This is a genomic window from Spirillospora sp. NPDC052242 (assembly GCF_040679555.1).
Lineage (GTDB): Bacteria > Actinomycetota > Actinomycetes > Streptosporangiales > Streptosporangiaceae > Spirillospora.
This window is the reverse complement of sequence record NZ_JBFAUZ010000033.1, coordinates 22304-46453: the sequence shown is the minus strand read 5'-3', so window position 1 is coordinate 46453 and position 24150 is coordinate 22304. Positions and strand designations below refer to the sequence as shown.

22 protein-coding genes are annotated in these 24150 nt (G+C 75.2%); 10 read left to right on the top strand and 12 right to left on the bottom strand.

Going from position 1 to position 24150, the window contains the following annotated elements:
* Positions 1-39 precede the first annotated feature (39 nt).
* From AB0L25_RS25665 to AB0L25_RS25650, 4 genes are all read right to left on the bottom strand, one after another.
* Positions 40-717: a haloacid dehalogenase type II gene (locus AB0L25_RS25665; protein ID WP_500175224.1), complete on the bottom strand. Its 678-nt coding sequence runs from the start codon at positions 715-717 to the stop codon at positions 40-42.
* Between the two features lie 89 nt (positions 718-806).
* Positions 807-1658, bottom strand: coding sequence for a carbohydrate ABC transporter permease (locus AB0L25_RS25660; protein ID WP_500175223.1), 852 nt, complete (start codon positions 1656-1658; stop codon positions 807-809).
* Positions 1655-2650: a carbohydrate ABC transporter permease gene (locus tag AB0L25_RS25655; RefSeq protein WP_500175222.1), complete on the bottom strand. Its 996-nt coding sequence runs from the start codon at positions 2648-2650 to the stop codon at positions 1655-1657. The genes AB0L25_RS25660 and AB0L25_RS25655 overlap by 4 nt, the downstream gene beginning before the upstream one ends.
* Positions 2647-3936, bottom strand: coding sequence for an extracellular solute-binding protein (locus AB0L25_RS25650; RefSeq protein WP_500175221.1), 1290 nt, complete (start codon positions 3934-3936; stop codon positions 2647-2649). Before AB0L25_RS25650 ends, AB0L25_RS25655 begins: the two co-directional genes overlap by 4 nt.
* A 279-nt stretch (positions 3937-4215) precedes the next feature.
* Between AB0L25_RS25650 and AB0L25_RS25645 the strand changes: the two genes are divergently transcribed.
* Genes AB0L25_RS25645 through AB0L25_RS25620 form a run of 6 tightly spaced genes read left to right on the top strand, consistent with a single transcriptional unit; the run spans position 4216 to position 12581 of the window.
* Positions 4216-5283 carry a LacI family DNA-binding transcriptional regulator gene (locus AB0L25_RS25645; RefSeq protein WP_500175288.1) on the top strand — a complete coding sequence of 356 codons (1068 nt, stop codon included), beginning with the start codon at positions 4216-4218 and terminating at the stop codon, positions 5281-5283.
* Positions 5280-7694, top strand: coding sequence for a beta-glucosidase family protein (locus AB0L25_RS25640; RefSeq protein ID WP_500175220.1), 2415 nt, complete (start codon positions 5280-5282; stop codon positions 7692-7694). The genes AB0L25_RS25645 and AB0L25_RS25640 overlap by 4 nt, the downstream gene beginning before the upstream one ends.
* Entirely contained in the window at positions 7691-9220 is a 1530-nt protein-coding gene (locus AB0L25_RS25635) for a glycoside hydrolase family 43 protein (RefSeq protein ID WP_500175219.1), read from the top strand. Before AB0L25_RS25640 ends, AB0L25_RS25635 begins: the two co-directional genes overlap by 4 nt.
* Positions 9221-9262: 42 nt before the next feature.
* A complete protein-coding gene (locus AB0L25_RS25630) occupies positions 9263-10462 on the top strand; it encodes a ferredoxin-like domain-containing protein (RefSeq protein WP_500175218.1) in 1200 nt (399 codons plus the stop codon).
* Positions 10459-11079 (top strand): precorrin-8X methylmutase, encoded by a 621-nt coding sequence (locus AB0L25_RS25625; RefSeq protein WP_500175217.1) that lies wholly within the window; start codon positions 10459-10461, stop codon positions 11077-11079. Before AB0L25_RS25630 ends, AB0L25_RS25625 begins: the two co-directional genes overlap by 4 nt.
* A complete protein-coding gene (locus AB0L25_RS25620; RefSeq protein ID WP_500175216.1) occupies positions 11079-12581 on the top strand; it encodes a precorrin-2 C(20)-methyltransferase in 1503 nt (500 codons plus the stop codon). The genes AB0L25_RS25625 and AB0L25_RS25620 overlap by 1 nt, the downstream gene beginning before the upstream one ends.
* Here AB0L25_RS25620 and AB0L25_RS25615 read toward each other — a convergent pair.
* The gene (locus tag AB0L25_RS25615; RefSeq protein WP_500175287.1) at positions 12556-13329 is read right to left on the bottom strand and encodes a cobalt-precorrin-6A reductase; all 774 of its coding nucleotides are present in this window, start codon (positions 13327-13329) and stop codon (positions 12556-12558) included. The genes AB0L25_RS25620 and AB0L25_RS25615 overlap by 26 nt on opposite strands.
* Before the next feature lie 34 nt (positions 13330-13363).
* On the opposite strand from AB0L25_RS25615, the gene AB0L25_RS25610 reads away from it, so the two are divergent.
* Positions 13364-14395: a cobalt-precorrin-5B (C(1))-methyltransferase gene (locus AB0L25_RS25610; protein WP_500175215.1), complete on the top strand. Its 1032-nt coding sequence runs from the start codon at positions 13364-13366 to the stop codon at positions 14393-14395.
* On the opposite strand, the gene cobM is transcribed toward AB0L25_RS25610, so the two are convergent.
* The 7 genes from cobM to AB0L25_RS25575 all read right to left on the bottom strand — a co-directional run bounded on the left by cobM (position 14392) and on the right by AB0L25_RS25575 (position 20582).
* Positions 14392-15135 (bottom strand): precorrin-4 C(11)-methyltransferase, encoded by a 744-nt coding sequence (gene cobM / locus AB0L25_RS25605; RefSeq protein WP_500175214.1) that lies wholly within the window; start codon positions 15133-15135, stop codon positions 14392-14394. The two genes, AB0L25_RS25610 and cobM, sit on opposite strands and share 4 nt — an antisense overlap.
* A 4-nt stretch (positions 15136-15139) precedes the next feature.
* Positions 15140-16486, bottom strand: a complete 1347-nt coding sequence (cbiE, locus tag AB0L25_RS25600; RefSeq protein WP_500175213.1) for a precorrin-6y C5,15-methyltransferase (decarboxylating) subunit CbiE — start codon at positions 16484-16486, stop codon at positions 15140-15142.
* Positions 16479-16931 carry a pyridoxamine 5'-phosphate oxidase family protein gene (locus AB0L25_RS25595; protein ID WP_500175212.1) on the bottom strand — a complete coding sequence of 151 codons (453 nt, stop codon included), beginning with the start codon at positions 16929-16931 and terminating at the stop codon, positions 16479-16481. The genes cbiE and AB0L25_RS25595 overlap by 8 nt, the downstream gene beginning before the upstream one ends.
* 145 nt (positions 16932-17076) lie before the next feature.
* A complete protein-coding gene (locus AB0L25_RS25590; protein ID WP_500175211.1) occupies positions 17077-17850 on the bottom strand; it encodes an ATP-grasp domain-containing protein in 774 nt (257 codons plus the stop codon).
* Positions 17847-18551 (bottom strand): SIR2 family NAD-dependent protein deacylase, encoded by a 705-nt coding sequence (locus AB0L25_RS25585; protein WP_500175210.1) that lies wholly within the window; start codon positions 18549-18551, stop codon positions 17847-17849. Before AB0L25_RS25585 ends, AB0L25_RS25590 begins: the two co-directional genes overlap by 4 nt.
* Before the next feature lie 68 nt (positions 18552-18619).
* A complete protein-coding gene (locus tag AB0L25_RS25580) occupies positions 18620-19714 on the bottom strand; it encodes a DUF2637 domain-containing protein (RefSeq protein ID WP_500175209.1) in 1095 nt (364 codons plus the stop codon).
* Positions 19715-19949: 235 nt separating this feature from the next.
* Positions 19950-20582: a dioxygenase family protein gene (locus AB0L25_RS25575; protein ID WP_500175208.1), complete on the bottom strand. Its 633-nt coding sequence runs from the start codon at positions 20580-20582 to the stop codon at positions 19950-19952.
* A 252-nt stretch (positions 20583-20834) separates the two neighbouring features.
* Here AB0L25_RS25575 and AB0L25_RS25570 point away from each other — a divergent pair, with 252 nt between their 5' ends.
* From AB0L25_RS25570 to AB0L25_RS25560, 3 genes are all read left to right on the top strand, one after another.
* Positions 20835-21878, top strand: coding sequence for an AraC-like ligand-binding domain-containing protein (locus AB0L25_RS25570; protein ID WP_500175207.1), 1044 nt, complete (start codon positions 20835-20837; stop codon positions 21876-21878).
* A gap of 100 nt (positions 21879-21978) precedes the next feature.
* A complete protein-coding gene (locus AB0L25_RS25565) occupies positions 21979-23283 on the top strand; it encodes an erythromycin esterase family protein (protein ID WP_500175206.1) in 1305 nt (434 codons plus the stop codon).
* An 18-nt stretch (positions 23284-23301) separates the two neighbouring features.
* The gene (locus AB0L25_RS25560; protein WP_500175205.1) at positions 23302-24090 is read left to right on the top strand and encodes a DUF427 domain-containing protein; all 789 of its coding nucleotides are present in this window, start codon (positions 23302-23304) and stop codon (positions 24088-24090) included.
* Positions 24091-24150: the final 60 nt, after the last annotated feature.

Here is a 24150-nt window from a genome sequence, read left to right as displayed (position 1 = left end):
CCAGCGGCGGCGGCGGAAATCATCGGGCGACGAACGCGATCAGCGGGCCGGGACGCCCAGGACGTCCGGGAGGGCGCGGAGGTCGGTGAGGGTGTGGTCGGGGGGTTCGAACATCGAGGGGTAGGGGAGCCCGTCGCGGTTCAGCCAGGCGGCGCGCAGGCCAGCGCGGCGGGCGCCGTCGACGTCCCACGGGTGCACGGCGACGAGGAGGATGCGGTCGGGCGCGGTGCCCAGGCTGTCGACGGCGTGCCGGTACGCGGCGCGGGCGGGCTTCCACGCGCGCGGGGCGGAGACGTCGAGGAGCGCTTCGAAGGGGGCGGCGAGACCGGCGTGGTCCAGCAGGCGCTCGGTGACGGCGACGGACCCGTTGGTGAGGGTCGCCAGCCGCAGCCCGGCGGCGTGCAGGGCGTGGACGGCGTCCGGGACGTCGGGGTGCACCTCGAGATCGGTGAAGCCGCTGACGACGTGCGCGGCGGCGCGGCGCGCGTCGCCGGCCCAGCCGTCCAGGCCGGTGAGCAGGCTCCGCAGGCCGCACTCGGCGACCTCGGTGAAGTCGGCGTAGGCCCCGGCGGCGGTGAGGCCCATGCCGTCGCGGAGGGTCCCGGCGAACCAGGTGGGGAGGAGGTGGCCGGGCGCGCCGACGTCGTCCAGGCGCGCGCGCAGGCAGGACAGGTCGCCCAGCGTCTCGTTGACGTCGAACAGCACCACCTGGATCATCGGTCGCCGCCTCCTCTGCGGGCCTCGAAGGGCTCCGTACCCAGCGGACGGCCATGTCGTGCATGTTCGTCGGGTTCATCCCTTCGCGTTCATCCCTTCGTGGCGCCCGCGGTGAGGCCGCCGATGAGCTGGCGTTCGGCGACGGCGTAGAAGGCGAGCGCGGGGATCATCGCGAGGACGATGTAGGCGAACACCAGCGCGTAGTTCGTCGAGTACTGGCCCTGGAACTGCTGGATGCCGACGGGGATCGTGTGCCATCTGGGGTTCGTGAACACGAGCAGCGGGAGGAAGAAGTTGTTCCAGCTCGTGACGATCGCGAGGACCGAGACGGTGCCGATGGCGGGGCGGGCCATCGGCAGGAGGATGCGCCAGAAGAACGCGAACCGGCCGCAGCCGTCGATGATCGCGGCCTCCTCGAGGTCGCCGGGGATCGTCCGGAAGAAGCCCCGCAGGATGATGATCGTCATCGGCAGCGCGAACGCCGCCTGCGGGAGGACGACGCCGAGCGGGTTGTCGAGCAGGCCGAGGGTGCGCAGCAGCACGAACAGCGGCAGCACCGCGACGGCGGGCGGGAACATCAGCCCGACCGCGAACAGGGTGAAGAACGCCTCGCGGCCGCGGAACGCGTAGCGGGCGAACGCGAACGCGGCGAGCGCCGAGACCGCGACGGTGATCAGCGCGGTGGCGGCCGCGATCATGACGCTGTTGCCGACCTGCCGCCAGAAGTCGCCGGAGCCGAGGATGCCGGTGTAGTTCGACACCTGCCAGGGCGAGGGCAGGCCGAACGGGTCGTCGGTCAGGTCCCCGGTCGACTTGAACCCCGACAGCACCGCGTACAGCAGCGGGACGACGATGAAGGAGCCGAGGATCCAGACGAGCGCGTGCCGCGCCAGGCCGCGCGGCGCCCGCCCCCGGCGGCGCTTCCGGTCGATCGCGCTCATCGCGCCCCTCCCGTCGAGGTCATGGCGCCCTGCAGGTCGCGGCGGAGCGCGAAACGCTGGTAGAGCAGGGAGAACACGAGGCTGATGGCGAACATGACGACGCTGATCGCGCTCGCGTAGCCCATCTGGTAGCGCTGGAAACCGAACTGGAACATGGAGACCGCCATCGTCTCGGTCGAGTGCGTGGGTCCGCCGCCGGTCGTGACCCACACGAGGTCGAACAACTGGATCGCGCCGATGACGGACAGGAACACGCTGATCCGGAGGGTGGGGGCGAGGAGCGGGAGGGTGACGTGCCGGAACCGCTCCCACGGGCCCGCGCCGTCGATCGCCGCCGCCTCCAGGACCTCCTTGGGGATGCCCTGCAGCCCCGCCAGGTAGATCATCATGTGGAAGCCGAAGTACTTCCACGTCATGACGGCGAACAGCGTGGGCAGCGCGGTGCCGGGGTCGGAGAACCACGTGCCGGCGAGGCCGCCCACGAGCGGGACGTCCTCGATCAGGGCGTCGGCGAGGCCCGAGCCGGGCAGGAAGATCATCCCGAACAGCACGCCCGCGATGACCTCGGACAGGATGTAGGGCGCGAAGAAGACCGCCCGGTAGACCGCCCGGCCGCGCATCCGCTGGTTGAGCAGGACGGCCGTGCCGAGCGCGAACGGCAGCTGCACCCCGACCGACAGGACGACCAGGACGAGCCCGCGCCACAGGTCGCCGCGGAACACCGGATCGGCGAACAGCTCGCGGAAGTTGTCGAGCCCGACGAAGTCCTCGGGCCACCCGAACCCGCCCCACCGGAAGAAGCTCGTGTAGAGGGCGATCGCGATCGGGAACAGCACGAACAGGACGAAGACCAGCAGCGCCGGGACGAGGAACCAGGTGGTGGCGAACCAGCCGCGCAGCCGCCGTCCGCGCGCCGAGCGCCGGCGCGGCGGCGGGCCGCCCCGCGGGGGCGCGGTCGGCTTCGGCGACGTCGATGTGGACGACAGGGTCATGCGTTCTTGGCCGCCTCGGTGATCGCCTGCGCGACCTCCTGCGGGGTGGCCTGCCCGCCCATGAGCCCGGCCACGCCGTCGTTGACCTCCTGCCCGACGGCGGGCGGGAACGCCTGGTCCAGGTAGAGCTGGAACCCGGTCGCGCCGTTCAGCCGCTCGGCGACGATCTTCCGGTTCGGGTCCTCGATCGCGCTCTCGGCGCCCTTGACGACGGGCATGAACGCGCCGGACGACACGAGCCGCGCCTCGTTCTGCTCGTTCATCAGGAACTTGAGGAAGTCGAGCGCCTCGGGCGGGGCGTCCTTGCTCAGCGCGTGGCCGTTGCCGCCGCCGAACACGTCGGTGACCTTGCCGGGGCCGCCCTCGACGGCGGGGAACGGGAAGAAGCCGAGCGCGTCGCCGAGGTCCTGCCCGGAGGCGTCCTTCTGCACGACGGGCGCCCACTGGCCCATCAGCTCCATGCCGGCCTTGCCCGCCCCCATGGTGGCGGCCTGCCCGCCGGGGGCGTCGTACGCGGCGCCCTGGAAGCCCTGCTGGAACGGGTCGAGGTCGACGAGCTCCTTGAGCTTCTGCCCGGCCTGGACGAACGGGGGCGTGCCGAAGTTCTGCGCCTCGGCCGCCTGCGCGACGCCGTCCGCGCCGGCGAGGCGGAGCGCGAGGTAGGCCCAGTAGTAGTGCCCGGGCCACTTGTCCTTGCCGGCCAGGGCGATCGGGGTGATCCCGGCGGTCTTCAGCTTGCGGACGGCGTCGAGGAACTGCGTCCAGGTCGCGGGGGGCTCGGCGATCCCGGCCTTCTCGAAGTGGTCCTTGTTGTACCAGAACCCGACCATGCCCATGTCGTACGGGACGGCGTAGGTCTTGCCGTCGAACTGGTAGGGCTGCAGCGAGACCGGCATGAAGCCGTCCAGGAACGCGGAGTCGTCGACCGGCTTGACCAGCCCGGCGTCGATCCGCTGCCGGAGGACGCCGCCGCCCCAGGTGACGAAGATGTCGGGCAGGTCGCCGGACGCCGTCACGGCCGTCATCTTGGCCTTGAACGCGTCGTTCTCCATGTTCGTCAGCCGGATGTCGACGTTCGGGTGCGCCGCCTCGTAGGCCTTGACGATCTCCGGGTAGATGGTCTTGGACGGCTCGGTGGTGGCGATGTCGAGCCATTCGATCGTGACCTTGCCGGAGCCGGATCCGTCGCCGCCGCAGGCGGTGAGCGCGGGCGCGGCGACGGCGATGGCGGCGCCCGCGGAGAGCGCGGTCAGCAGGGAACGGCGGGACGGCTGTGCGATGCCCATGGTGGCCTCCTGGAGGGGGTGGGCGATGGCGGACAGGGCCGGGCCTGAAGGGCGGAGAAAGGGGATCTCGAAACATTTCGAAAAACTTCGGTAGTCTGTGCCGAGAAACTCTAAGAAGGGCACCCCGTACGGTCAAGGCTTCGCGGCGGATTCGTGTGTGCTCCGTCACTCCGCAGGCGTAACGGCTGCGACGATCCACGGACGATCGGGGCTAGGAGCGAACGAAATATTGCGATAACGTTCGCAATCGTTTCCTCGGGGAGGAGAAGCAGCGTGACCGTGCGCACCACCGAAGACCCGCCCGACCCGCCGGACCCGCGGGCCGTGCCGTCCCGGCCGACCCTCGCGCTGATCGCGGCCGAGGCCGGGGTGTCGCCCGCGACCGTCTCGAAGGTCCTCAACGGCCGGACGGACGTGGCCGCCGCCACCCGCGAGCGCGTCGAGGCCCTGCTGCGCGACCACAACTACCCGGGCCCCGGCGGCTCCCGCCGCGCCCGCCGGTCGGGGCTGATCGACCTCGTGCTGGCCGGGCTCGACAGCCCGTGGGCGGTGGAGATCCTGCGCGGCGTCGAGGCCGAGTGCGCCGAGCAGGGCACCGGGGTGGTCGTGTCGCTGGTGCGCGAGGACGACGCGCGCCCGCCGAGCTGGCAGAACCTGCCGGCCCTGCACCACAGCGACGGCGTGATCCTGGTGACGTCCCGGATGACCGCCCGGCAGCGCGAGCAGCTCGAGCGCGCCGGCGTCGCGCTCGTCCTGGTCGACCCGGTGAACCTGCCCGACACCGACATCGCCAGCGTCGGCGCCACCAACTGGGCGGGCGGCCTCGCCGCCACCGAGCACCTCATCGAGCTCGGCCACCGCCGCATCGGGATGATCGGCGGCCCCGCCGACATGCTGTGCACGCAGGCCCGGGTGGACGGCTACCGGACGGCGCTGGAGCGCGCGGGCATCGAGGTCGACCGCGACCTCGTCCGGTACGGCGACTTCCACCACGAGGGCGGCTTCGCCCGCACCCGCGAGCTGCTGGATCTGCCGGACCGCCCCACCGCGATCTTCGCGGGCAGCGACCAGCAGGCCATGGGCGCCTACCAGGCCGCCCGACTCGCCGGGCTGCGCGTCCCCGAGGACCTGAGCGTCGTCGGGTTCGACGACCTGCCGACCTGCGAGTGGCTGTCGCCGCCGCTCACGACCGTCCGGCAGCCGCTGGAGGAGATGGGCCGGGTCGCCGCCCGCACCCTGCTCCAGCTGCTGGACGGGCGGCCGCCGCTGACCCCCCGCGTGGAACTGGCCACCGAGCTGCGCGTCCGCGCCTCCACCGCCCCGCCCGCCCCCACGGAGCAGCGATGACCGAAGCCCCGACCCCCGCCGCGGCCTCCGGCGAACGGTGGCGCGATCCCGCGCTGCCGGTCGCCGACCGGGTCGCCGACCTGCTGTCCCGCATGACCCCGGAGGAGAAGGCGGGCCAGCTCGCCGGCTTCTGGGCGATGCCCGCCGAACCCGGCGAGCCCGTCGCGCCGATGGAGGACGACTCGAACGAGCCGGCGCCCGCGCTCGACGACCTCCTCCCGCACGGCCTCGGCCAGCTCACCCGCGTGTTCGGGACCGCGCCGGTCACCGCCGCCGAGGGCGCCGCCCGGCTGCGCGACCTGCAGCGCCGCGTCGCCGCGGCGAACCGCTTCGGCATCCCCGCGATCGCGCACGAGGAGTGCCTCAACGGCTTCATGACCTGGGGCGCCACCGTCTTCCCCAGCCCGCCCGCGTGGGGCGCGACCTTCGACCCCGGGCTGGTGGGGGAGATGGCCGCGGCGATCGGGGCGAGCATGCGCGCGGCGGGCGTCCACCAGGGGCTCGCGCCCGTCCTGGACGTGGTCCGCGACGCCCGCTGGGGACGCACCGAGGAGTGCATCGGCGAGGACCCGCAGCTCGTCGCCGTCCTCGGCACCGCCTACGTGCGGGGGCTGGAACGGTCCGGGGTCGCCGCGACGCCCAAGCACTTCGCCGGGTACTCCGCGTCCCGCGCCGCCCGCAACATGGCGCCCGTCCCCATCGGCCCCCGCGAACTCGCCGACGTGATCCTCGAACCGTTCGTCATGGCGCTGCGCGACGGCGGCGCCCGGTCGATCATGCACTCCTACACCGACGTGGACGGCGTCCCCGCCGCCGCCGACGCGCGGCTCCTCACCGACCTGCTGCGCGGTGAGCTCGGCTTCACCGGCGCCGTCGTGTCCGACTATTTCGGGATCTCCTTCCTGGAGAGCCGGCACCGCGTCGCCGGGTCCCGCGGCGAGGCCGGCGCGCTCGCGCTCCGCGCCGGCGTCGACGTCGAGCTGCCGACCGTCCGCTGCTTCGGCGAGCCGCTGCTCGAGCTGGTGCGCCGCGGCGACGTCCCCGCGGAGCTGCTCGACCGCGCCGCCGCCCGCGTCCTCGCCCTCAAGGCCGGGCTCGGCCTCCTGGACGCCCCGTCCGGGGACGGCGCGACCTCGAACGGAGCCGCCCCGGAAGACGGCGGCACGCGCGCCCCGGTGGCCTCTGGGATCCCCGGCGCTGGGAACGGCGGTCCTGCGGACGGCGGCGCGGCCGGGCTCGACCTCGATCCGCCGGGGCATCGGGCGCTGGCGCGGCGGCTGGCGGAGGCGTCGGTCGTCCTGCTCGCCAACGACGGGACGCTGCCGCTCGCGCCTTCCGCCCGCGTGGCGCTCACCGGGCCGCTCGCCGACGACGCGGCCGGGATGCTCGGCTGCTACACCTTCCCCGCGCACGTCGGCCGCCACCGGCCCGACCTGCCGCTCGGCGTGGACGTCCCGACCCTCGCGGACGCCCTGCGCGGCGAGCTGCCCGGCGTCGCCGTCGCCCCGTCCGCGGACGTCCTGGTCACCGGGGACGACATCGACGCGGCCGTCGCGGCGGCCCGCGGCGCGGACGTGGCGGTCGTGGCGCTCGGCGACCGCGCGGGCCTGTTCGGGCGCGGCACGTCCGGGGAGGGCTGCGACGTCGAGACCCTCGCGCCGCCCGGGCGGCAGCGCGATCTCGCCGAGGCCGTCCTCGGCACCGGCACGCCCACCGTGATCGTGCTGCTGTCGGGCCGCCCGTACGCGATCGAGGACCTCGCGGACCGGGCCGCCGCCGTCGTGCAGGCGTTCTTCCCCGGCGAGGAGGGCGCGGGGGCGGTCGCCGGGGTGCTGACCGGGCGCGTCGAGCCGTCCGGGCGGATGCCGATCAGCGTCCCGCGCCGCGCGTCCGGCCCGCCCGTCGCCTACCTGCGCTCGGCGATGGACGGCCCGCACGACTGGAGCGCCGTCAGCCCCGCCCCGCTGTTCCCGTTCGGGCACGGCCTCACCTGGACGCGGTTCGCCTACGCGGACCTGCGCGTCGACGAGCGCGCCCTCACCGACGGGTCGGTGACCGTGGACGCGGTCGTCCGCAACGTGGGCGACCGCCCGGGCACCGAGGTCGTCCAGCTCTACCTCGCCGACCCGGTCGCCTCGGTCGTCCGCCCGTCCCGGTGGCTCGCCGGGTGGGCCCGCGTCCGCCTCGGGCCGGGGGACGCCGCCCGCGTGGCGTTCACCGTGCACGCCGACCGCACCTCGTTCACCGGCCCCGACCTGCGCCGCATCGTCGAGCCGGGCGCGATCGAGGTCATGGTCGGCGGCTCCAGCGAGGACCTCCCGCTGCGCGGCGCGTTCACGCTGGACGGCCCGGTGCGCGTCCTCGGCGCCGACCGCGTCCTCGACGTCCCCGCGGAGGTGACACCGCTGTGAACCGGTTCCGGAACCCGATCCTGCCGGGCTGCCGTCCCGACCCTTCGGTCTGCCGGGTGGGCGACGACTTCTACCTGGTGACGTCCACGTTCGAGTGGTTCCCCGGACTGCCGGTGTTCCACAGCCGCGACCTGGTCCACTGGCGGTGCATCGGGCACGCCTTCGACCGTCCGGACCAGCTCCCGCTGGACGGCGTCCCGGCGTCCGGCGGCCTGTACGCGCCGACCCTGCGCCACCACGACGGGCGCTTCCACCTGGTCTGCACGCTCGTGGACGGCGCCGAGTGGTCGGGGCACTTCGCGCTGACCGCCGACGACCCGGCCGGCCCGTGGTCGGACGCGCACCGGCTGGACGGCGCGGGCATCGACCCGTCGCTGTTCTTCGACGACGACGGCCGGGCCTGGTGCACCGGGACCCGGCTCACCGGCCGCTACGACGGGCACACCGAGATCTGGCTGCGCGAGTACGACCCGTCCGTCCCGGCGCTGGTCGGCGAGGAGCACGTCATCTGGGACGGGGCGGTCAAGGGCGCCATCTGGACCGAGGGCTCCCACATTTACAAGGTCGGCGGGCGCTACCACCTGGTGACGGCCGAGGGCGGCACCGCGCTCGACCACGCGGTGATGACCGCGCGCGCCGACGCCGTCACCGGCCCCTACGAGGGCAACCCGCGCAATCCGGTGCTGACGCACCGGCACCTCGGTCTCGGGAACCCCATCGTCGGGACCGGGCACGGCGACCTCGTGCAGACCCCGGACGGCGAATGGTGGATGACGCTGCTGGCGATGCGGCCGCACCACGCGGACCGCTGCGCGCTCGGGCGGGAGACCTTCCTGACGCGGGTCCGCTGGGAGGACGGCTGGCCGGTCGCCGACCCGGTCGAGCCCGTCCGGGACGCGCCGTCGCTGCCGCCGGCGCCCTGGCCCGCCGAGCCCGCCTGCGACCATTTCGACGCGCCCGGGCTCGCACCGGACTGGAGCATGCTCCGCCCGCCCCGGGAGCGGTGGTGGAGCCTCACCGAGCGTCCCGGGCACCTGCGGCTGCGCGTCCGGCCGGAGACCCTCGCCGACACGGCGAACCCGTCGTTCGTCGGGCGCGGGCAGCGGCACCACGACTTCGCCGCGTTCACCGCGCTGGAGTTCGCGCCGCGCGACGAGGAGCAGGCGGGCATCGCCCTCGTGCAGAACGGCGAGTTCCACGTCCTGCTGGTCTCGACCGAGCGGGGGCTGCGCCTCGTCAAGCGGGAGCAGGGGCTGGAGACGATCCTGGCCGAGGCGCCCCCGGCGGGACGGGTCCGGCTCGGCTTCGAGGCGCACGGCCGCTGGTACCGGGCGCTGTACGCGGCGGAGCCGGGGCCGTTCGTCCCGCTCGGCCCGCCCGTGGACGGCGACATGCTGAGCAGCCAGGTGGCGGGCGGCTTCACCGGCGTCTACATCGGCCTCTACGCGACCGCGAACGGGCGGACGAGCCGGAACCACGCCGACTTCGACTGGTTCGAGTACCGGCCGCTCCCCGGACCGGCCTAGCCGGGGTCGGCCGGCGGCGCCGGACTTCGTAGGATCCGTGCCGTGCCCTCACCTCTGCCCCCACCTTCGCGATCGGGCCCGGACCGCTGCCCGGGCGCCCTGCGGGTCCACCCGGCGGCCGACGGCGGTCTCGCGCGGGTCCGGCTCCCCGGCGGGCTCCTCACGCGCGCCCGGACCGCCGCGCTCGCCGACGCCGCCGCCGCGCTCGGCGACGGCTTCCTGGAGCTCACCTCCCGCGCGAACGTGCAGATCAGGGGGCTCGCCGAGGGGGCCGAGGCCGAGCTGAGCGACCGGCTGCGGGCGGCCGGGCTGCTGCCCTCGATGACGCACGAACGCGTCCGGAACATCGCCGCGAGCGTCCTGTCCGGACGCGACGGCGCCGGGCGCCTCGACGTCCGCCCGCTGGTCCCGGCCCTCGACGCCGCGCTCTGCGCGGATCCCGCCCTCGCCGCGCTGTCCGGCCGGTTCCTCTTCGCCCTCGACGACGGGCGCGGCGACGTCATCGCCCTGCGCCCCGACGTCGGCCTGTACGCGCTCGCACCGGACGAACTCGCGCTCGTCCTCGCCGGAACCGACACCGGCCTGCGCGCGCGCCCGGAACAGGCCGTGGCGTTGGCCGTCGAAGCCGCCCGCGCCTTCCTCCGCGTCCGCACCACCGAATGGCGCATATCCGAACTGCCCGACCGGTCGCCGCTCGTCGAGGCCCTCGCACGCGGCCGCCGCCGGGCCGAACCCGTGCCCGTCCCGGCCGTCCCGAACCGGACGCCGCTCGGCCCGATCCCCCAGCGGGACGGACGGCGCGCGTACTCGGCGCTCGTCCCGCTCGGGCGCCTCGACCCCGCGCCGCTCCGGGACGCCGAAGAGATCATCGTCACTCCGTGGCGGGGCGTCGTGATCCCCGACCTCACGGACATGCCACACTTTCCTGGCCTGGTCACGGCGGCGGACTGGGCCGGGGTCACCGCCTGCGCGGGCCGCCCCGGCTGCGCGACGTCGCTGACCGACGTCCGCGCGGACGCCGCCGCGGCCGTCCGGGCGGCGCGCCCGCACGGAACCGCGGGCGGGCCGCCGGTGCACTGGTCCGGCTGCGAGCGCCGGTGCGGGCACCCGCCCGACCGGCACGTCGCGGTGGTGGCCACCCCCGGGGGCTACGAGGTGCGGCTCGGCGACGAGGTCCGCGCGCGGCCCCGGGACCCGGCGGCGACGGCGGCCGCCGTCGCCCGAACACGGAGGAGCGAGTGATCGAGTACGTCCGCGACGGCGCGGAGATCTACCGGCGGTCGTTCGCGACCATCAGGGCGGAGGCGGACCTCGCCGGTCTGCCCGCGGACGTCGCCCGGGTCGCGGTCCGCATGATCCACGCGTGCGGAATGACCGACCTGGTCCGCGACCTGGCCTGGTCGCCCGGCGCGGTCGCGGCCGCCCGCGCCGCGCTGCTGGCCGGACGGCCGATCCTGTGCGACGCGCAGATGGTCGCCTCGGGCGTCACCCGCCGGCGGCTGCCCGCGGACAACGACGTGGTGTGCACGCTCGGCGACCCGCGCGTCCCCGGCCTCGCCGCCGACCTCGGCACCACCCGCAGCGCCGCCGCGCTGGAGCTGTGGCGGGACCGCCTCGACGGTTCCGTCGTCGCGATCGGCAACGCCCCCACGGCGCTGTTCCGGCTGCTGGAGATGATCGACGCGGGCGCCGGGCGGCCCGCCGCGATCCTGGGGATCCCGGTCGGGTTCATCGGCGCGGCCGAGTCGAAGGAGGCGCTCGCCGCGTCCGGCCTGCCCCACCTGGTCGTGCACGGCCGCCGCGGCGGCAGCGCCATGACGGCCGCCGCGATCAACGCCATCGCCAGCGAGGAAGAGTGATGACCGGACACCTGTACGGGGTCGGGCTGGGGCCCGGCGACCCGGAGCTGATCACCGTGAAGGCCGTCCGGCTGATCGAGGCCGCCGACGTGATCGTCCACCACGCGGCCCGGCACGGGCGCAGCGTCGCCCGCCGGATCGCCGAGCCGCACCTGCGGGACGGGCAGATCGAGGAAGCGCTGATCTACCCGGTGACCACCGAGGACACCGACGACTACCAGCGGATCCTCGACGAGTTCTACGAGCGGTCCGCCGAACGCCTCGCCGGGCACCTGGACGCCGGGCGCGACGTCGTCGTGCTCTGCGCGGGCGACCCGTTCTTCTACGGCTCGTACATGCACCTCCACAAGCGGCTGGCCGGCCGCTATCCGGCGACCGCCGTGCCGGGCGTGACGTCGGTCAGCGCCGCGTCCGCCGAGCTCGGCCGCCCGCTGGTGGAGCGCGACGAGGTCCTGACCGTCCTGCCGGGGACGCTGCCGCCGGACGACCTGGCGCGGCGGCTCGCGGCCACCGACTCGGCCGCCGTCCTCAAGCTCGGCCGCACCTTCGGCGGCGTCCGGGGCGCCGTGGAGGAGGCCGGCCGGCTCGCGGACGCCTGGTACGTCGAGCGCGCGACGACCGGCGGGCAGCGGATGCAGCCGCTCGCCGACGTCGACGCCGAGACCGTCCCGTACTTCTCCCTCGCGATCCTGCCGTCCCGCGTGCACGAGCGGACCCGCCGCGAGCTGCCCGCGCCCCGCACGCCGGGGGACGGCGGGCCCGGCGAGGTCGCGGTCGTCGGGCTCGGCCCGGCCGGGCGCGACTGGCTCACCCCCGAGGCGCAGGACGCGCTGGCCGCCGCCGACGACCTCGTCGGCTACGCCCCCTACCTGGCCCGCGTGCCCGCCAACCCGCGGCAGGAGCGGCACCCGTCCGACAACCGGGTCGAGTCCGAGCGGGCCGAGTTCGCGCTGGCGCTGGCCGAACGGGGACGGCGCGTCGCGGTCGTGTCGTCCGGCGACCCCGGGGTGTTCGCGATGGCCGCCGCGGTCCTGGAGGTCGCCGCCGAGGAGCGCTGGAAGCACGTCCCGGTGCGGGTGCTGCCCGGCCTGACCGCGGCGAACGCCGTCGCGTCCCGGATCGGCGCGCCGCTCGGCCACGACTACTGCGTGCTGTCCCTGTCGGACCGGCTGAAGCCGTGGGACGTCATCGAGAAGCGGCTCGCGGCCGTCGCCGCCGCCGACCTCGCGATCGCGATCTACAACCCGGCCTCGCGGACCCGCACCGGGCAGGTCGCGAAGGCCCGCGACGTCCTCCTCGCGCACCGCGACCCGGACACGCCCGTGGTCATCGGCCGCGACGTCGGCGGCCCGGAGGAGAGCGTCCGGGTGATCCGGCTCGGCGACCTCGACGGGACCGGCGTCGACATGCGCTGCCTGCTGCTGGTCGGCTCGTCGCAGACCCGGGTCGCCGAGCGCGGCGACGGCGCCGCCGTGTTCACGCCCCGCCGCTACCCGGCGTGAGCCGTCCCGCATGACCGACCCACGCCGCCGCGTCCTCGACGGTCGCCGCCACCGGGACGCCGTCCGGGACGGGCGGCCGGTCGACCATCACCACCGGGACGCCCAGCTCGCGCGCGGCGGTCAGCTTGGCGGCCGTCATCGCGCCGCCGCTGTCCTTGGTGACGAGCACGTCGACGCGGTGCTCGCGCATCAGCGCCGTCTCGTCCTCGACGGTGAACGGGCCGCGCGCCAGCACGACGGTCGTCCGGGCGGGCAGCGGCGGCTCGGGCGGGTCCACCGAGCGCACGAGGTACCGGCGGCGGCCGTCCCCCGCGAACGCCGCGAGGCCGGTGCGCCCGGTCGTCAGGAACACGCGCTCGCCGGGCAGGTCCGCGGCCGCGGCCGCCAGGGACGGGACGCGCCGCCAGTCGTCGCCCGGCCCCGCCGTCCAGCCCGGACGGCGCAGCACGAGCAGCGGAACCCCGGCCGCCGCGCAGGCCAGGGCCGCGTTCCCGCTCATCCGCGCGGCGAACGGGTGCGTGGCGTCCACGACGGCGTCGACCCGCTCGTCCCGCAGCCACGCCGCGAGCCCGTCCGCGCCGCCGAACCCGCCCACCCGGACCCGTCCGGGCAGGGCCCGCGGGGCGGCGGTCCGGCCCGCCAGCGAGCTGGTCACCTCGACCGCCGGGTCCGCGTCGAGCCGCACGGCCAGGCGCCGCGCCTCCCCGGTGCCGCCCAGCAGCAGCACACGCCGGCGCACGGAAGTCATCGTCACGAGAGAATGCTATGAGCGGACCCATGCCATGAGCGGACTGCGGTACGGCTGGACGACCGGTGCCTGCGCGACGGCCGCGACCAAGGCGGCCCACGCCGCCCTGCTGACCGGCGAGTTCCCCGACCCCGTCGAGATCACGCTGCCGAAGGGGCAGCGGCCCGCGTTCGCGCTCGCCGTCGAGGAGCTCGGCGACGGCCGCGCCACCGCCGGGATCGTCAAGGACGCGGGCGACGACCCCGACGTCACGCACGGCGCGCTCGTCCGCTCGACCGTCCGTCCGGGGCCGCCCGGCAGCGGCGTCACGTTCCGGGCGGGCCCCGGCGTCGGCACCGTCACCCGGCCCGGCCTCCCGCTGGAGGTCGGCGAACCCGCGATCAACCCGGTGCCGCGCCGCATGATGCGCGAGGTCCTCGGCGACGCCGACGTCATCGTGGAGATCTCCGTGGACGGCGGCGAGGAGCTCGCGCGCCGCACCTGGAACCCGCGCCTCGGCATCCTCGGCGGCCTGTCGATCCTCGGCACCACCGGCGTCGTCGTCCCGTACTCCTGCTCCGCGTGGATCGACAGCATCCGGCGCGGCGTGGACGTCGCCCGCGCGATGGGCCGCACGCACGTCGCCGGGGCCACCGGCAGCACGTCCGAGAAGGTCGTCGCCGAGCTCCACGGCCTGCCCGAGGACGCCCTGCTCGACATGGGCGACTTCGCCGGGGCCGTGCTGAAGTACGTGCGCCGCCACCCCGTGCCGCGGCTGACGATCGCGGGCGGCATCGGCAAGCTCGCCAAGCTCGCCGCCGGGCACCTCGACCTGCACTCCAAGCGCTCGCAGGTCGACTTCGCCGTCCTCGCCGCCATGATCGACGACCCGGAGACCGCCGAGCGCGTCCGCGGCTGCAACACCGCGCTGCACGCGCTCCAGGTGTGCCAGGAGGCCGGAATCCCGCTCGGCGACCTCGTCGCGGAGCGCGCGCGGGCCACCGCACTGGACGTCCTGCGCGGCGCCCCGGTCGAGGTCGACATCGTCGTCATCGACCGGGGCGGCACGATCGTCGGCCGCGCCTAGCCGCGGCAGCGGGCCGCCGAGTACAGGTGGCTGTCGGCGAAGTCCTCCGCGCCCAGCACCGACCCGACGATGATCACCGCCGTCCGCCGCACCCCGGCCTCCCGCACCTTCCCGGCGATGTCGGCGAGGGTGCCCCGCAGGACCAGCTCGTCCTCCCGCGACGCCCGCGCCACCACCGCCACCGGGCAGCCGGCGCCGTAGTTGGGGAGCAGTTCCTCCACCACGGCGTCGATCCGCTGCACGGCCAGGTGCAGCACCATCGTCGCGCGGCTCCGGCCGAGCGTCGCCAGGTCCTCGCCCGGCGGCATCGGCGTCGCCCGCGCCGACGTGCGGGTCAGCACCACCGTCTGCGCGACCTCCGGCATCGTCAGCTCCCGGCCCAGCGCCGCGGCCGCCGCCGCGAACGCCGGCACCCCGGGCGTCACGTCGTACGGGACGCCCGCCGCGTCGAGCCGCCGCATCTGCTCGGCCATCGCGCTGAACACCGACGGGTCGCCCGAATGCAGCCGCGCCGCGTCCTCCCCGCGCCCGTGCGCGGCCACGAGCTCCGCGACGATGTCGTCCAGCACCATGTTCGCCGTGTCGACGAGCCGCGCCCCCGGCGGGCACCACTCCAGCACCTCCGCCGGGACGAGGCTGCCCGCGTAGAGGCACACCGGCGACGCGGCGACCAGGTCGCGGCCCCGCACGGTCATCAGGTCGGCGGCGCCGGGCCCGGCGCCGATGAAGTGGACCGTCACCGCGTCACCGGTCCTTCACCGCGCACCACTGCGTCACCGGCATCTTCGCCCTCCATCCCGTGAAGCCGCCCACCGGCCCCGCCCGGCTCACCTCGACCCGGGTCAGCTCGCCGCCCAGCTTCCTGCGCGCCTCCACCAGCACGTTCTCCGACTCCAGCGTGACGGCGTTCGCGACGAGCCGCCCGCCCGGCCGCACCGCCGTCCAGCACGCGTCGATCATCCCGCCCGCGGTGACGCCGCCGCCGACGAACACCGCGTCCGGCCCGGCCAGCCCCTCCAGCGCCCGCGGCGCCTCGCCGACGACCACCTCCAGGCCCGGGACGCCGAGCCGCTCGGCGTTCGCCCGGATCCGCTCCGCCCGCGCGGCCCGCGCCTCCACCGCGACGGCCCGGCAGGCCCGGTGCGCCCGCATCCACTCGATCGCGACGCTCCCGGCGCCCGCGCCGACGTCCCACAGCAGCTCGCCCGGGACGGGCGCCAGCCGCGCCAGCGTGATCGCCCGGACCTCCCGCTTGGTGAGCTGCCCGTCGTGGTCGTACGCGTCGTCCGGGAGCCCCGGCACGGCCTGGACGCCCGCGCCCCGGCACCGCACGGCCACGATGTTGAGCGCCGCCACGTCCGCCCGCGGCGGCCCCACCCGCTCGTCCGGCCCGCCCAGCCGCTCCAGCACCGTGACCTCGCTGGCGCCGAAGCCCCGGTCCTCCAGCAGTTCGACGACCTCCGCGGGCGTGCCGGCGTCCGCGCTGAGCACCAGCACCCGCCGGCCCGGCGCCAGCACCCGGGCCAGCGCCGACAGCGGGCGGCCCACCGCGGTGACGACGTCGGTGTCCTCCAGCGACCAGCCGAGCCGCGCGCACGCCAGCGACATCGACGACACGTGCGGCAGCACCCGGACGTTCTCCGCGCCGAGCAGCCGCACCAGCGTCGTCCCGACCCCGAAGAACATCGGGTCGCCGCTCGCGAGGACCACCACACGCCGCCCCCGGTGCTCGTCGAACAGCGCGGGCAGGGCGGGCAGCATCGGCGACGGCCACGCCACCGCGACGCACTCGGCCGCGAGGTCGGGCAGCATCCCGAGCTGCCGCGCCCCGCCGACCAGGAGCTCGGCCGCCCGCACCGCGTCCCGCGCCGGACCGGCGAGCCCGTCCCAGCCGTCCGCCCCGATCCCGACGACGGTGACCCGATGGCCGCCGACGCCGACGTCCTCGACCGTGACCGGCGCCTCCCCGGCGCCGCGCACCCCGGCGCCCCGCGCCCCCGCCGCGCGATCGGACGCGCCGAGATCCCCGGCCGCCGCCCGTCCGTCCGGCGCGTCGACCGGGCCGCCCGAGTTCGCCGCGTCCTCAGACATTGCCGAGCACCCGCGTCACCGTGATCTCGATGACGACCCGCTCCGGGTTGAAGCGCGGCGGCTTGTACCGGTCGGCGTACCGCCGCTCCGCGTCCGCGACCGACTCCGCGTCCGTCCGCAGCACCGCCCGCCCCTCGACGGTCGACCAGCGGCGCCCGTTCACCTGGCTCACCGCGACCGGCAGCCCCGCCGGCCCGGCGTCCCGCACGTGCCGGGCCTTCGCCGACCCGCCCGAGGTGATCACCCGGACGATTCCCGCCGCCGCGTCCAGCGTCGCCCCGACGGGCACCGCGTGCGGCGTCCCGTCCGGCCGCAGCGTCACCAGCGTGCACACGCGCCGCTCCCGCCAGAACTCCCGCACCCGTTCGTCGTCCAGCTCCAGCCGGTGCCGTTTCCCCTGCATCTCGTCCTCTCGTCCGCGCGACCAGCAGGATCCCAGAAGCACGCACCCCACCGCATGCCAACCCACACCGAACCGCCCGCCCGGCTCCCCCGCCGGTTGGCGGACGCCGGCGACACCACCGCCGCCGAGCAGCTCATGGAGCTCGCCGAGGGCTGAGCCGGCGGCGCGGGCGGTCAGGCGCGGACGGTCAGGTGCGGACGAACGGTCCGTCGCGGGCGGCGAGGTCCGCGCGGGGCGCGGCGGCGCGCAGGACGACGTCCAGCACCCGGTCCGGCGGGGCCGCGTAGCAGTTGCTGAACCACGCCTCGTTCGCCTCGACGACCGCGTAGCGGGGCGGGCCCGGCGCCGTGACGAGGCCGACGTCGACGACGACCGCACTGGGCAGGTCCGGAGCGGCGTGGGCCAGCAGGTCTGCGGCGAACGCCTCGACGGCCGCGCGCTCCGGCAGGACGTCGAGGGGCGCGGCGTCGAGCACGCCGTGCACCGCGTAGCGGGACGCGGCGCGCACCGCGCCGTCCAGGACGTGCAGGCGGTACTCGCCCGCGAACGTCACCGGGTCCGAGAGCAGCACGGGCGCCGCGGCGGGCGGCGCGTCCGGCGGGCGGCCCGGCCCGTACACGCCGGGCGCGAACGCCTTGCCGGACGCCGGTTTGACGAACGTCGGCGCGTCCAGCCGGCGCGCCTCGTCCGGGGTGCCGAGGCGGACGCGGCGTCCGGTGAACTCCGCGGGCAGGCCGGGCAGCCAGCCGGGGGCGGGCGCCAGCAGCGCGACGTCCAGGGCGGACGCGACCTCCGACGCGAACGCCTCGCCGCCGTACACGTGCGCGCGTCCCCGGAGGCCGGGCGGGACGGGCCGCCGGTGCAGCGTCCGCGCCGTGAGGCCGCGTGCGGCCGCCGCCTCGCCCAGGCGCGCGGCGGTGGCCGTCGCCGCGGGCGGCAGCAGCAGCACGCGGTCGCTCATCCCGCGAGCTCGGCGCAGAGCGCGGGCAGCGCCTCGCCGATCGGCTCGCGGACGATCGTGTCGGCGAGGTCGTCGTAGGGCGTCGGGTCGCGGTTCACGATGATCAGCGTCGCGCCGGACTCGACCGCGACGGCGCACAGGCCCGCGGCCGGTTCGACGCCCAGCGACGAGCCGACGGCCACGAACACCTCCGACACCCGCGCGATGTTCGCCGCGTGCGAGAGCACGTTCTCGTTCAGGTACTGGCCGAACAGGACGACCGACGGCTGCAGGACGCCGCCGCAGCCGGCGCACGCCGGGTCGTCCTCGCCGCGCGCCAGCACGTCGGCCGTCGGGGTGCGGGCGTGGCAGTGCGTGCACTCGGTCGTCGCGAGGTTGCCGTGGAGTTCGAGGACCTTGCGCGGCGTCGACCCGGCCTTCTGGTGCAGGCCGTCGACGTTCTGCGTCAGGATGCGGACGGCCGTGGTGCGCTCGAGTTCGGCCAGCGCGCGGTGCGCGGCGTTGGGGCGCACGTCGCCGTACAGGTCGAGCGCCCGCCAGAAGCGGCGCCGGACGTCGGCGTCGTTGAGGAAGTTCTTGCGCGTGAAGAGTGCCGCGAGTCCGGGGTCGCGGGTCCACAGCCCGGACGGGCCCCGGTAGTCGGGGATGCCCGAGTCGGTGGAGATGCCCGCGCCCGTCAGCACCGCGATTCGCTTGGCCATGCGCGACACCGTACGAACGCGGAACGCCGCCCGCGACGGGTTTTCCGTGCGGGCGGCGTCCGGGACGGTCACTGCCAGGAGCGGACGAGCTCGTCCAGCTTCGCCGGGTCGTACTCGACGCCCTGGCCGTCCAGCTCCCGGGCGACGAGCGTTCCGTCGCCGTCGTGCTTGGCCAGCAGCCGGTACACGGCGTAGGGGAACCAGATCTTCTCGCGCACCCACACGACCTCGGTCTCGTCGAAGACGTGGCCCTGCGCGCGGATCTCGGCCACCGTCGCGGCGGTGTCGCCGTTGGTGCGCTCGAGGATCTCGCGGGCGAGCGCCCGCAGGGTCTCGGCGTCGAGCGTGGGGACGGCGGGCTCCTCGACCGTGGTGACGGTGCTGTGCCCGTTCATCTCGCTGCGCGCGGCGGCGGCGCTGACGAGCGCGGGCTCCGGGGCGGCCTCGGGCACCGGCGCGGGCTCCGGCACCGGGGCCGGAGCGGGAGCCGGGGCGGGCTCGGCGGCCTGCGCCGCGGGCCGGGCCTTCGGCGCCTCGGGGGCGGGCGGGGCCTCGGCGGCGCCCGTGGAGGCGTCCGCCGCGGCCTCCGGCGCGGCCGCCGCGGCGGCGGGGCCGAGCGCCTTGCCGGTGTGCCCGGGGACCTGGATCTGCGGCAGCGGGCCGGTGTTGCGCAGCGGCATCAGCGTGATGTGCTGCAGGGTGACGGGCCCGGCGATGGCGCGGGTCTGCGGCTCGGGCTGCTTGGGCGCCTCCGCCTCGGCCTCGTCCGTCTTCTGCGAGACGTACCGGTGCAGCGTTCGCAGCAGGACGAACAGGCCCAGCATGGACACTATCGGCGGGACGGCGGCCGTCACCTGGTACGAGAACGTCCGGTTGCCGACGTGCCCGACGTTGAAGATGAGGCTCGCGGTCCACCCGGCGAGGGCGATCGTCAGCGGCAGGAAGAAGTCCAGCCAGCTCATCGCGCTCTTGCGGTGCAGGACGAACGCGTCCACGGCGAGCAGGAACAGGCCCAGCTCGCCGACGATGATGAACAGGTCGACCAGCAGCGGGAACGAGCTGGCCTTCCAGCCGGTCAGGCCGTGCTCCAGAGCCCAGTGGTACAGACCGGCGTAGGACTGGGCGAAACCACCGGCGGTGGCGGTGATGACCGCTGCCGCCATAAAGGAGATGGCCCCCCACCGTGTGATGACCTGTACGCGGTTGGCAGCGCTCATGCGGCGTACGCTCCAGACTTCCTAACGCGACCAAAGGTGATCGTCGGGAGACTATCCGTTTCGTCTGCGCTTCGTGGGGTAATCCCATCACTTCCAGGTCACGTTCGACGAAACAGACGTCCCCGCCGTGTCCGAGCGGCCACGGCGGGGACGTTTCCCTGGAGGGGGTCGGGAGCGGGCGTTACGGCACCCGCAGGACGAAGTCGAACGCGGCGGCGCGTCCCGCCGGACCGCCCTGGACGTCCATCAGCAGCGCCGGGTCGAACAGCGTGTCCGTCCGGTTGCGGGGCTCGCCGGGGAAGTACAGCTGCGTGGTGAGGATCGGCTGGTACGGGGCCTGCACCTTGACGTGGATGTGGCGGGTGCGTCCCGGGTAGAGCCCCGGCACGATGGTCGACAGCGTGAACCGCCCGGACGCGTCGGTGTACTGGTGGCCGCGCAGCGTGTAGCCGTGGTTGTCGTACCGGCCGTAGTGGTCGGCCTGCCAGAAGTCGAGCAGCGCGCGCGCCACCGGGCGGCACGACAGCGAGTACACGTACCCGGTGACGGTGAGCGGCGTGCCGGGCATGCCGGGCCGGACGAGCGACGCGCGCTCGGGCGAGCCGGGCTTGAAGTACGGCCCCTCCATCTGCGGCGGGGTCGGGTCGTCGCCGTCGTCGCACATCGGCGTGGGAGTCAGCGGCCCCTGCTTCGTGCGGGCGGCGGCCGGCGCGGCGGCGGACACCGCGGCCGGGACGGCGAGCGCGCCGAGGCCCGCGGCGATGATGAACTTCTTGCGGGTGATGCCGGATTCCTGGGGTTCGTCCTCGGGCATGGTGTTCCTCTCCGGGATCTTCCGGTTCGGGCGGGGGATCGGAGCCCTCCGCCGGTTCACGGCGGCGGGCTCGTAGCGACATGTATAGGCCGCCCGGGAGCGGCCGGTCTTGGCGATGCCTGCCGCCGTCTTGGCGCCGAGTGCCGAATCCGGCGCGGAGCCTCGTCTCGACTCGCTCATTGACGGGCCTGACGGGCTGTAGAAGCCTTGCGGGTGGCGTCCGGGACCGCCCCCGCACCGTGAAGGAGCGTCATGGCAACGCTCGTCCGCACCTCGGACCGCCCTGCCGCCGACCAGGCCGATTTCTGGCGGCACACGATCAGCTCGGCCTTCGGGCCCTTCCACCTGCGCCCCGCCGCGCCGCGCGGCGCCTTCCCCGCCCGGCTGCTCGGCCGGACGTACGGGGACGTCGAGGCCGGCGACGTCCGCGCGCCCGCGCACGCGGTGCGGCGGAGCGACCGGCAGATCGCCCGCGACACCCGCGAGTGCTACAAGATCGGCCTGGTGCTGCGCGGCTCCTGCGTGCTGCGGCAGAACGGCCGCCGGGTCGCGGTCGCCGCCGGGGACGCGGTGTTCTACGACCTGACCCGCCCGGTGGAGATCACGTTCGGCGCCCACCACATCTTCACCGTGGTGATCCCGCACCGCGCCCTGCCGCTGCCGCACGCGCTGGTGGCGGGGCTGGGCGGGACGCTGCTGTCCGCGCGGGCCCGCACCGGGCGGCCGGTGACGGCGCTGCTCGCGGCGCTGGCCGAGGACGCCCGCGCCCCCGGCGCCCCCGGCGGCGGCCCGGACGCCGCGGACGTCCCGGACGCCTCCGGCGGCGCGGCCGCCCTGACCGACGAGCCGTTCGCGCACCATCTCGGCGGGGCGATCGTCGAGCTGGTCGCCGGGGCGGCGGGGGAGTGGCTGGGAGTGCGGGACGAGCGCGCCGACCGGGCCCCCGAGCGGGCGGCGATGCTGCGCGCCGTCCAGGAGTGGATCGAGGCGCGGCTGCACGAGCCGGACCTGTGCCCGGCGCGGATCGCGGGCGCGCACCACATCTCCGTCCGGCAGCTGTACCGGCTGTTCCAGCCGACCGGCACCACCGTGGCCCGGTACGTCCGGGACCGCCGCCTGGAGCGGTGCCGCCGGGAGCTGGCGGACCCGTTCCTCGGCACCCAGCGGATCGGCGCGATCGCGGCCCGCTGGGGGATGCCGGACGCCGCCGGGTTCAGCCGCGCGTTCCGCGCGGCGTACGGGGTCACGCCCAGCGCGTACCGGGCCGCCGCGACCGGCCGCCACCACCCCGAGTAAACCCCCACAAAAGGGATGTTCGGCTGGGAATTGAACCGTCCCTCGCGGGGAAGGCGGGGAGCACGACGCAAAGGCGACATCGGGAAGAGGGGGATCACCGATGAGCGATGCCGACGACGTGCGCGGCGCCGCGCTGCAGCTGGAGTACGAGGAGGACCTCCGCCCGCTCCTGGACCGGATCGGGGACGCCTCGTGCGTGCTGCTCGGCGAGGCCAGCCACGGGACGCACGAGTACTACGCCTGGCGATCCGCGATCACCCGGCACCTGATCGCCGACAAGGGCTTCTCGTTCGTCGCCGTGGAGGGCGACTGGCCGGACTGCCGCCGCGTCGGACGGTCGGTGACGCTCGCGCCCGGCGCCGCCGCCGACCCGCGCGCCGAACTGGACGCCTACGAGCGCTGGCCGACGTGGATGTGGGCCAACGAGGAGACCGTCCGGTTCTGCCGCTGGCTGCGCGACCGCAACGCGGACCTCCCCGCGGACCGGCGCGCCGGCTTCTACGGGCTCGACGTCTACAGCCTGTGGGAGTCGCTGCGCGCGGTCGTCGACTACCTCGCCGACCGCCGCCCGGAGTACCTCGGCACGGCCCTGGAGGCGTACCGCTGCTTCGAGCCGCACGGCCAGGACCCGCAGTCCTACGGGTGGAACACCTCGCTCGTCCCCGAGGGGTGCGAGCGGGAGATCCTCGCGCTGCTCACCCGGCTGCGCCGTCCCGTCGGGCACGCCCGCGACCACGACCGGGAGGCCGAGTTCGACGCCCGGCAGAACGCCGAGGTCGCCGCCGGGGCCGAGCGTTACTATCGATCCATGATCGGCGGGGGAGCGGAGTCGTGGAACGTCCGGGACGTCCACATGGCCGACACCCTCGACCGGCTGATGGAGTTCCACGCCGCCGGAGGACGCCCCGGCAAGGCCGTGGTGTGGGCGCACAACACCCATGTCGGCGACGCGCGCGCCACCGACATGGCGCGGGCGGGGATGGTCAACCTCGGGCAGCTCGCCCGGGAGCGGCACGGCCGCGACCGGGTGGTCGTGGTCGGGTTCGCGGGCGGTCCCGGCGAGGTCATCGCGGCGCCGAGCTGGGGCGGGGCGATGGAGGACATGATCGTCCCGCCGCCGCGGGCCGGGTCGCTGGAGGCGGTGCTGGCCGAGTCGGAGCTGCAGCGCGGCATGTTCGTGATGCCGCCCGAACGCGACAAGCCGTCCTTCCTCACCCGCACGCTGGGGCACCGGGCGATCGGCGTCGTCTACGACCCCGACCGGGACGGCCGCCAGTACGTCCCGACGAACGTCGCGGAACGCTACGACGCCCTGTGCTGGTTCCGCGCCACGACCGCGCTGCAGCCGCTCCACCTGGAGCGGGCGCGCCTCGGCGAGCTGGAGACGATGCCCACCGGCGTTTAGCCGCGATAGGAGTCGCTGATGTCGCTCACCCTGCCCCCCGGGCCGCTCGCGGGTTCGCCCGGCGGGACGGTCAACTACACGATCGACGGGCCGAAGCACCGGCTGTTCATGCACGACTTCCCGCGCCGCGTCCGCGCGCGCTTCGCGGGCGAGACCGTCCTGGACACCGAGCGAGGCAAGCTCGTGCACGAGACCGGGCTGCTGCCCGTCCTGTACGTGCCGGAGGAGGACGTCCGCACGGACCTGCTGGAGAGGACCGAGCACAGCACCCACTGCCCGTTCAAGGGCGACGCCGCGTACTGGACGCTGCGGGTGGGCGACCGGGCCGCCGAGAACGCCGTGTGGGCCTACCCCGAGCCGCTGCAGGACGCGTCCTGGCTGCGCGGCTACATGGCGTTCTACTGGGGCCGGATGGACGCCTGGTTCGACGAGGACGAGGAGGTGCGCGGCCATCTGCGCGATCCGTTCCACCGCGTGGACGTCCGCGCGACGTCCCGCCGCGTCCGCGTCCTGCGGGACGGCGACGTCCTCGCCGACACGACCCGGGCGAAGCTGGTGTCGGAGACGGGCCTGGCGAACCGGTTCTACATCCCGGCCGAGGACGTGAACACCGACCTCCTGGTGCGCAGCGGCACCCGCTCGGTGTGCCCCTACAAGGGGGAGGCGACGTACTGGTCGCTGCGGGACGGCGCCGCCGACGTCGCGTGGTCGTACGAGGAGCCGCTGGAGAACGCGCTCAAGGCGGCGGGCCACCTGTCGTTCGACCACGCCGACCTGACGGTCGAGGCGGGCCCGCCCGGCCCCTGACGGCCCGCGCCGCCCGGATGTGATCCGCCTCCCGCACGGTGATTCCGCGTTGCCTCGCCC

What these genes read in the sequence shown, in the direction of transcription:
- AB0L25_RS25570 (WP_500175207.1), top strand. Translation starts at nt 20,835, where the DNA reads ATGGCAACGCTCGTCCGCACCTCGGACCGCCCTGCCGCCGACCAGGCC.
- cbiE (WP_500175213.1), bottom strand. Translation starts at nt 16,486, where the DNA reads ATGTCTGAGGACGCGGCGAACTCGGGCGGCCCGGTCGACGCGCCGGAC.
- AB0L25_RS25640 (WP_500175220.1), top strand. Translation starts at nt 5,280, where the DNA reads ATGACCGAAGCCCCGACCCCCGCCGCGGCCTCCGGCGAACGGTGGCGC.
- AB0L25_RS25620 (WP_500175216.1), top strand. Translation starts at nt 11,079, where the DNA reads ATGACCGGACACCTGTACGGGGTCGGGCTGGGGCCCGGCGACCCGGAG.
- AB0L25_RS25580 (WP_500175209.1), bottom strand. Translation starts at nt 19,714, where the DNA reads ATGGCGGCAGCGGTCATCACCGCCACCGCCGGTGGTTTCGCCCAGTCC.
- AB0L25_RS25610 (WP_500175215.1), top strand. Translation starts at nt 13,364, where the DNA reads ATGAGCGGACTGCGGTACGGCTGGACGACCGGTGCCTGCGCGACGGCC.
- AB0L25_RS25660 (WP_500175223.1), bottom strand. Translation starts at nt 1,658, where the DNA reads ATGAGCGCGATCGACCGGAAGCGCCGCCGGGGGCGGGCGCCGCGCGGC.
- AB0L25_RS25585 (WP_500175210.1), bottom strand. Translation starts at nt 18,551, where the DNA reads ATGGCCAAGCGAATCGCGGTGCTGACGGGCGCGGGCATCTCCACCGAC.
- AB0L25_RS25665 (WP_500175224.1), bottom strand. Translation starts at nt 717, where the DNA reads ATGATCCAGGTGGTGCTGTTCGACGTCAACGAGACGCTGGGCGACCTG.
- AB0L25_RS25615 (WP_500175287.1), bottom strand. Translation starts at nt 13,329, where the DNA reads ATGACTTCCGTGCGCCGGCGTGTGCTGCTGCTGGGCGGCACCGGGGAG.
- AB0L25_RS25560 (WP_500175205.1), top strand. Translation starts at nt 23,302, where the DNA reads ATGTCGCTCACCCTGCCCCCCGGGCCGCTCGCGGGTTCGCCCGGCGGG.
- AB0L25_RS25650 (WP_500175221.1), bottom strand. Translation starts at nt 3,936, where the DNA reads ATGGGCATCGCACAGCCGTCCCGCCGTTCCCTGCTGACCGCGCTCTCC.
- AB0L25_RS25655 (WP_500175222.1), bottom strand. Translation starts at nt 2,650, where the DNA reads ATGACCCTGTCGTCCACATCGACGTCGCCGAAGCCGACCGCGCCCCCG.
- AB0L25_RS25565 (WP_500175206.1), top strand. Translation starts at nt 21,979, where the DNA reads ATGAGCGATGCCGACGACGTGCGCGGCGCCGCGCTGCAGCTGGAGTAC.
- AB0L25_RS25575 (WP_500175208.1), bottom strand. Translation starts at nt 20,582, where the DNA reads ATGCCCGAGGACGAACCCCAGGAATCCGGCATCACCCGCAAGAAGTTC.
- AB0L25_RS25590 (WP_500175211.1), bottom strand. Translation starts at nt 17,850, where the DNA reads ATGAGCGACCGCGTGCTGCTGCTGCCGCCCGCGGCGACGGCCACCGCC.